The organism is Acidocella sp., assembly GCF_027352905.1.
GTDB lineage: Bacteria > Pseudomonadota > Alphaproteobacteria > Acetobacterales > Acetobacteraceae > Acidocella.
In genome coordinates this window covers 1-6,885 of sequence record NZ_DAIEIF010000018.1, presented here as the reverse complement: position 1 = coordinate 6,885, position 6,885 = coordinate 1, and the positions used below count along the sequence as shown (strand labels likewise).

At 68.7% G+C, this 6,885-nt stretch carries 9 protein-coding genes and 1 riboswitch; of the genes, 3 read left to right on the top strand and 6 right to left on the bottom strand.

Going from position 1 to position 6,885, the window contains the following annotated elements:
• A partial coding sequence (locus M7H45_RS02760; protein WP_298214479.1) for an OmpA family protein occupies positions 1 to 346 on the top strand: 346 nt, incomplete at its 5' end.
• Between the two features lie 3 nt (positions 347 to 349).
• On the opposite strand, the gene M7H45_RS02755 is transcribed toward M7H45_RS02760, so the two are convergent.
• From M7H45_RS02755 to ubiA, 3 genes are all read right to left on the bottom strand, one after another.
• Positions 350 to 1,306, bottom strand: coding sequence for an ABC transporter substrate-binding protein (locus tag M7H45_RS02755; protein ID WP_298214477.1), 957 nt, complete (start codon positions 1,304 to 1,306; stop codon positions 350 to 352).
• A riboswitch (TPP riboswitch) is annotated at positions 1,296 to 1,392 on the bottom strand. (Overlaps the previous gene by 11 nt.)
• A gap of 23 nt (positions 1,393 to 1,415) precedes the next feature.
• On the bottom strand, positions 1,416 to 2,006 hold the full coding sequence (locus M7H45_RS02750) for a chalcone isomerase family protein (protein ID WP_298214474.1): 591 nt from the start codon (positions 2,004 to 2,006) through the stop codon (positions 1,416 to 1,418).
• Between the two features lie 14 nt (positions 2,007 to 2,020).
• Positions 2,021 to 2,920, bottom strand: a complete 900-nt coding sequence (ubiA, locus tag M7H45_RS02745) for a 4-hydroxybenzoate octaprenyltransferase (RefSeq protein ID WP_298214472.1) — start codon at positions 2,918 to 2,920, stop codon at positions 2,021 to 2,023.
• A 19-nt stretch (positions 2,921 to 2,939) separates the two neighbouring features.
• On the opposite strand from ubiA, the gene M7H45_RS02740 reads away from it, so the two are divergent.
• The gene (locus tag M7H45_RS02740) at positions 2,940 to 3,647 is read left to right on the top strand and encodes a 16S rRNA (uracil(1498)-N(3))-methyltransferase (RefSeq protein WP_298214470.1); all 708 of its coding nucleotides are present in this window, start codon (positions 2,940 to 2,942) and stop codon (positions 3,645 to 3,647) included.
• A gap of 15 nt (positions 3,648 to 3,662) precedes the next feature.
• Positions 3,663 to 5,060: a glutamate--cysteine ligase gene (locus M7H45_RS02735; protein ID WP_298214469.1), complete on the top strand. Its 1,398-nt coding sequence runs from the start codon at positions 3,663 to 3,665 to the stop codon at positions 5,058 to 5,060.
• Here M7H45_RS02735 and M7H45_RS02730 read toward each other — a convergent pair.
• From M7H45_RS02730 to M7H45_RS02720, 3 genes are all read right to left on the bottom strand, one after another.
• Positions 5,057 to 5,857 (bottom strand): NUDIX hydrolase, encoded by an 801-nt coding sequence (locus tag M7H45_RS02730; protein ID WP_298214468.1) that lies wholly within the window; start codon positions 5,855 to 5,857, stop codon positions 5,057 to 5,059. The two genes, M7H45_RS02735 and M7H45_RS02730, sit on opposite strands and share 4 nt — an antisense overlap.
• Complete coding sequence (locus M7H45_RS02725) at positions 5,854 to 6,354, bottom strand: MaoC/PaaZ C-terminal domain-containing protein (protein WP_298214467.1); 501 nt, start codon at positions 6,352 to 6,354, stop codon at positions 5,854 to 5,856. The genes M7H45_RS02730 and M7H45_RS02725 overlap by 4 nt, the downstream gene beginning before the upstream one ends.
• A 170-nt stretch (positions 6,355 to 6,524) precedes the next feature.
• On the bottom strand, positions 6,525 to 6,885 hold a 361-nt coding region (locus M7H45_RS02720; RefSeq protein ID WP_298214466.1), incomplete at its 5' end, for a hypothetical protein.

Here is a 6,885-nt window from a genome sequence, read left to right as displayed (position 1 = left end):
GCCCGCCCCCGCCCCGGCCAAAACCTATCTAGTCTTATTCGATTGGGATAAATACAATCTCACGCCGCGCGCCACCCAGATCATCGCCCAGGCCGCCGCCGATTCCAAAACCCAGAGCGTCACCCGGCTGGAGGTGAATGGCTACACCGACACCTCCGGCTCGCCCCAATACAACATGACGCTATCGGTCAAGCGCGCCAAGGCGGTGGCGGCGCAACTCGTCGCGGATGGCGTCCCCGCCAGCGAGATCGAGATGCACGGCTATGGCGAGACCCATCTGCTGGTGCCCACCGGTCCCGGCGTGCGCGAGCCGCAGAACCGCAGGGTGGAGATCATCTTCCAGTAGCCATCAGGCGATGGCCACGGCATAATCCTCCAGCGGCGATTTCCGCTTGATCACGCCGCTGGCGTAGAGAAAATCACGATAAACCCGGTAGCGCGCGGCGTTCAGCGCCGCCGGATCGGTGGCGAAGTAAGGCGGCAGCGCCCGCCAGGAGGCGATATCCAGCCTGTCATCGAGGCTGGGATTGTCCTTCAAAAACCGTTTCAGCATTCCCTCCGGGTCGGCCCTCAGCGCCGCCACGCCCTGCTTGAGCGCGGCGAGAAACCCCGGCAAGGCCGGGTTGCGCAGGGCGTTGGCATTGGAGAGCAGGATCAGCTCATCGGCGGGCGGCACGCCGTAATCCTCCGGCAGGAAGATCACCGGGTCCAGCCCCTCCTGCTCCAGCTGAAGATCCTCATAGGTGCGGTAGGTGCCGATCACCGCGTCCACCGCCCCCGTCCGCAAGGCGGAGACCAGCTGGAAATTGACGTTGACGAGGCGGATATCGCCAAGGCTCATCCCCACATGCCGGAGCATGGCGCCGATGATCACCGGCTCCACCCCCGCCACCGAATAGCCGATTTTGCGCCCTCTCAGATCAGCCAGGCGGGTGATGCCGCTGCGCTTCAGCGCCGTCAGCGTGTTCAAGGATTTGTCGATCAGCGCGCCGGTGCGGCGGACGGGCAGGCCCTGATCCACCAGCAGATAAAGCTGGGTCTGATAGCTCAGCGCCGCATCGGCCTTGCCCGCGGCGACGAGGCGCGGCGGAATATCGGGGTCCGTGGGCGCGATGAGCCGCACATCCACCCCTTCGGCCTCATACGCGCCGCAATATTTCGCGGCGAAGAGCGGCGCGTGATCCGGATTGACGAACCAATCCAAGATCACGGTGAAGGGCAAAGGCGGCGCGGCGGCGCGGGCAAGGGCGGGCGCGGCGAGCGCGCCGGCGGCGGCGGACAGAAACAGGCGGCGATCGAGGCTCACGGCGCTCTCCCTTCGCTGGCATGACCCAGACAGGTTCAACGGGTATCATCTCAGCCCACCTCACGCGGGCACCCCGGCCATGGAAGTTTCGCCGCTGCGGGCGGCGGCGTCAACCGCCGCCTTGGCCCTGCCCCAGCAACCCCCGGCGTAAATCCTCATTGCGCGCATGCGGGCCGATGAACATGGCCAGCACCACATAGGCGAATTGCGGGTCGGCGACGCGCCCCAGCGGCTGGCCGTTCTCGTAGGCGGCCATCCCATCCGGCTGGAACACGAGAAGAAAATTGTCTCCGGCTGAAATCGGCCGTAACGAGGCCAGGAATCGCTCCACCTCCGCCTGATTCAACCGGCAGGGGTCCACGCAATTCTCCGCCAGCCCATCCCGCCAGGCTTTCTGCTCTTTCTCCAAACTCACATCGTGCAGAAAGCGGAACAGCAAAATCTTCGGCCCGGTGTCGTCGAGAATGGCCTCGGCGTCGCTGCCGCGCCGGGGCAGGTACAGCGCCGCCACATAGATCCGCACGTTGAACACCGAATAGGTTCTCAGCCCCGCCCCGTTCAGCACCAGGGTCTGGCCGTTCAGGGTTTGCACGTCCGGCACGGCCACCCCGGCCAGCTCCGCCGCTCCGGCCCGCGGCGCCGGCAGGCTCAGCGCCGCCAGCGCCGGCAAAAATAAAAACCAGGAACGCAACCGCATCATCGCCCTACCCTTCTTCATATCCAGCCGGCCAAAATCGCCAGCGCCACCGCCAGCCCCACCTCGCGGTTGAGCTTGAACAAGGCGAGGCAGCGCGCCGGGTCATCGATATCGAGCCGCAGAATCTGCCACAGCAGCAGCGCGCCGGGGAGGCTCATCAGCCAGTATCCCCAGGGATGCAGCGAAAACCCGCTCATGGCGATGAGCAGCATGAGGAACGCGCCGCCATAGCAGAGGCACAGCGCCTCGCGCGTGCGGGCGCCGAACAGCCGCGCCGTGGATTTCACCCCGATCAGCGTATCGTCCTCGCGGTCCTGATGCGCGTAGATCGTGTCATAGCCGATGATCCAGAGAATGGCGGCGAGGTAGAGCGGGACCACCGGCCAGGTGAGCGCCCCGCGCGCGGCGGCGTAGCCCAGCAGCGCGCCCCAGCCGAAGGTGAAGCCCAGCATCACCTGCGGCCACCAGGTCACCCGCTTGGCCAGCGGGTAGAGCGCCACCAGCACCAAAGAGGCGGCGCCCAGCAGCCGGGCGGTATTGTTGAGGCAGAGCAGGATGGCGAGCCCGATCCCGCCCAAAGCGGCGAGGTAGAGTCCGGCCTGCCACGGGGTGACCATGCCCGCCGCCAGTGGCCGCCCGCGCGTGCGCTCCACCCGCGCATCCAGCTCGCGGTCCCAGAGATCGTTCACCACGCACCCCGCCCCGCGCATCACCACCGCGCCGATGGCGAAGAGCAAGGTGAGCCACGCCCCCTGCCAAAATCCCCGCGCGGTCAGGCAGATGGCCCAGAAGCCCGGGAGAAACAGCAGCCAGGCGCCGATGGGGCGGTCGAGCCGGGCGAGAAGCACGTAGGGCAGATAACGCTCCGGAAGGCGCGCCACCCAGCCGCCGCGCCTGATATCGGTAAATCCACTCATGAATGCTATTCAGCCCGCCATGACCGACACGTCAATTCGCCTGCATTTGCCCGTTTTGCCCGCTTCGGGCGGGGCTGTCGCCGTCTCCGGGGGGCAGGCCCATTACCTCGCCAATGTGATGCGCCTGGGCGGGGGCGACAGCCTCCTCGTCTTCAATGGCGAGGCGGGGGAATGGCGGGCGCGGATCACGGAAATTTCACGCAAATCCGTCATCCTCGTCCTGGAGGCGCAAACCCGCCCGCCCGCGCCGGAGCCGGATGCCTGGCTCTGCTTCGCCCTGCTCAAGCGCCAGAAGACCGATCTGGTGGCGGAGAAGGCGACCGAGCTCGGCGTCTCGGTCATCCAGCCCGTCATCACCGCGCGCACCCAGGCGGATCACGTCAATCTCGACCGGCTGCGCGCCATCGCCACCGAGGCGGCGGAACAATGCGAGCGGCTGCACGTGCCGGAGATCCGCCCGCCCCTGCCGGTGCTGAAGCTGATGGCGGCCTGGCCGGCGGCGCGCCCGCTCTTCGTGGCGGATGAGCGGCGCACATCCCCCCTGCTCGGCCCCGCCACCGGCCCCACCGCATTGATGACCGGCCCCGAGGGCGGCTTTACCGATCAGGAGCTTGACGCTATCGCTCGCACGCCCCGCGTCGCCCGCGTGTCGCTGGGGCGGCGCATCCTGCGGGCCGAGACCGCCGCCATTGCCGGGCTGGCGCTGCATCTCGCGGCGTGGCCTTGAGAGAGGGAGGAAGATTTGTCTAATCCTGGCGACGCCGATGCCCGCGTGGCGGAACGCCTCGGCGATCTGGCGGCCTATCTCGCCTCCGGCTGCAAGCCCAGGGCGGCATTCACCATCGGCACGGAGCATGAGGCGTTCGGCTTCCGCCTCGGCGACCATTCGCCCCCCGCCTATGAAGGGCCGGATGGCATCGGCGCGCTCTTGCGGGCCATCCAGGCGCGCGAGCCCTGGGAGCCGATTCTCGATAACGGCAAGGTCATCGGGCTGAAGGGCGCCGCCGGCGCCTCCCTCTCGCTGGAGCCGGGCGGCCAGTTCGAGCTCTCCGGCGCCACCCTGCCCGACCTCCACGCCACCCGGGCGGAGCTGGACGCCCATATCGCCCGGCTGCGCGGCACGGCCCCGGCGCTGGGGCTCGGCTTCATGCCGCTCGGCTTCCATCCCACCGCCCGGCGCGCGGACATGCCCTGGATGCCCAAGAGCCGCTACCGGATCATGCGCGCCTATATGCCCAGGGTCGGCACGCGCGGGCTGGATATGATGCTGCGCACCTGCACGGTGCAGGTGAATCTCGATTTCTGCTCCGAGGCGGATATGGTGGCCAAGATGCGGGTGGGCAGCGCCCTGCAACCCCTGGCCACCGCGCTCTTCGCCAATTCGCCGTTTTACGAGGGCCGGCCCAACGGCCTGCTCTCCAACCGCGCCCATGTCTGGGGAGATACCGATAACGCCCGCGCCGGCATCCCGGCGGTGATCTTCGAGGACGGGTTCGGCTTCGAGGCCTATGCCCGCTGGCTGCTCGACGTGCCGATGTATTTCGTCTACCGCGACGGGACGTATCACGACGCCGCCGGCGCCTCCTTCCGGGATTTCATGGCGGGGCGGCTGGCGGCCCTGCCGGGGGAGCGGGCGACGATCGGCGATTTCGCCGATCACGCCACCACCGCCTTTCCGGATGTGCGGCTGAAAAAATACATCGAGACGCGCGGGGCGGATTCAGGCGCGCCGGAGATGATGCTGGCGCAATCGGCGCTCTGGACCGGGCTGTTCTACGACCAGGCGGCGCTGGCGGCGGCGGCGGCGCTGGTGAAATCCCTCTCCTACCCGGACATCCTCGCCCTGCGCGCGGCGGTGCCCAAAACCGGCCTCGCCACCCGTTTTGGCCGGGGCACGCTGCGCGACCTGGCGGGGGAGGTGGTTGCCATCGCCCAGGACGGGTTGCGGGCGCGGGCGCGGCGCAACCCGGCGGGAAAGGATGAGACGCTCTTTCTCGCCCCGCTGCGGGAGATCGCCGCGGGCGGCCCCAGCCAGGCCGAGCATTGGCTGGCGCGCTACCATGGCGCCTGGGGCGGGGATGTCAGCCGGATCTTCGCCGAGGCCGCCTTCCGCGAGCGCGGCCTCCCGCCGGGTGTTTAGGGCGACTCGATCTCGAACAGGCTGCCGCCATATCCCGCCTCCTCGGGGATGCGCATCCGCCGCTTATTTCCCGGCCCCTTGCCCACCATCTCGGGCAGGATGGGGATGATTCGCGACTGGCGGGCGGCGGCCAGCGCCTCCTCCACGGTGGCGGCGCGGCCGAGCTTGCGCAGATTCATCATGGTCGGGAACATCAGGTTGAACCGCCCCGCCTCGCCATCGGCGATCGCCCGCTCCGGCGCGAGCCAGAGCGATTCCACGGATTCCGTTCCGTCATGCAATCCCAGCTGGTTCTCCGGGGCGCGGGCGAGGAGAAACACCGTGTCGAACCGCTTCGGCCGGGTGACGGGCGTGATCCAGCGCGCGAAGGGAACGAGGGCGTGCGGCCGCAGGGTCAGGCCCTCCGCCCGCAGCATGGCGGCGAGGTTGATGGAATGCCCCCCGGAGGCGAGCCGGTAGCGGGCGTTGAACTCGTCCAGCCGCTCCGGGGGGATCGCCGCGCCGGTCCCCGCCTGGTGGGCAAGGAGAATGCCACATTCCTCGAATGTTTCGCGCACCCCGGCGACACGGAAGCCCAGCTCCTCCTCCGCGATGCCTTCCGGGTTGGGGCAAAGGCCGGCATCCCGGCCCAGGGCGTAATCATCCTCGTCCACCCGCCCGCCGGGAAAGACCAGCGCGCCGGAGGCGAAATTCATCGCCTCATGCCGCACCTGCATGAACACCTCGATCCCGCGCGGGCCGTCGCGCAGCAGCATCACCGTCGCGGCCAGGCGCGGCGTGGCGGCGGCCCCGCTCACGCCCCTTGCCCCTTCCCCTCGCCGCCGCTGCGCGCCTTGATCATGCGCAGAGGGGTGTAAGTCAGCACCACGGAGCCATCCTGCTTGACGACGTTGTTGCGCGTCCTCACCAGCCCGCGATTGGGGCGGGAGGCGCTGCGGCGGCTCTCGATCACCTCGCATTCCACATGGATCGTATCCCCGGCGAAGGTCGGCGCCTTGATGTTCAACTCCATGCCGAGAAAGGCGAAGCCGGTATGCTGCATGGTGGCGCTCACCAGCAGCCCCTCCGCGAAGGAATAGACCATCGAGCCCGGCACCACCCTCTGCTTGATATCGCTCTCATGCTTGAGAAATTCGAGATTGGTGAACAGCACCTCGGTCATCCCGACCGTGTTGATAAAGGCGACGAGATCGGCCTCCGTCAGGGTCCGCCCCACCGTGCGGAATTTCCGGCCCAGGGGCAGGTCCTCGAAACACAGCCCCAGGCCCAACAGCTCATATTCATTGCTTTCCATCGGTTTCTTCCCTTCTCAGCCGCCGCGTCCGGCATCGCCCGGGCGCGTCTTGCACTGGCTCTTGCCGGCGCGCCGCGCCATCCGGTAAACAGCCTGACCTAATCATAATCGGCCCCGCGCCGAAGACAATGCGCGGCCTTTCCCACAAGCCGCCCCGCGGGCCCCTCTCCTCAAGCGCGGCGGCTGGAAAGCTGGGCGGCCAGCCCCGCCACCGCGCCGGAGAGACCCTGCTCGACATGAAAGGCGAGCGCCTCGCCCGCCGCCAGCCGGGCGCGCAGCCGGGCCGCCAGCGGCGCCAGCGTGGCATCCTCCACCAGAATGATCTCCAGGCCCCCGCCGGGCGGGAACGGATGCCCCGGCGCGGCGATCAGCGCGCTTATGCCCCGCGCGCGCAGCCGGGCGATGCCCGCCGCCGCTCCCTCGCAGCCGAGGCTGAGCACCGCGAGGCGGCCCGGCTCCGTCCAAACGAGCTGCGCGCCGGCGGGGCGGGGCGGGGCGGCGGGGCTTGAGCCGGCGGCCTGGAACGCGGCG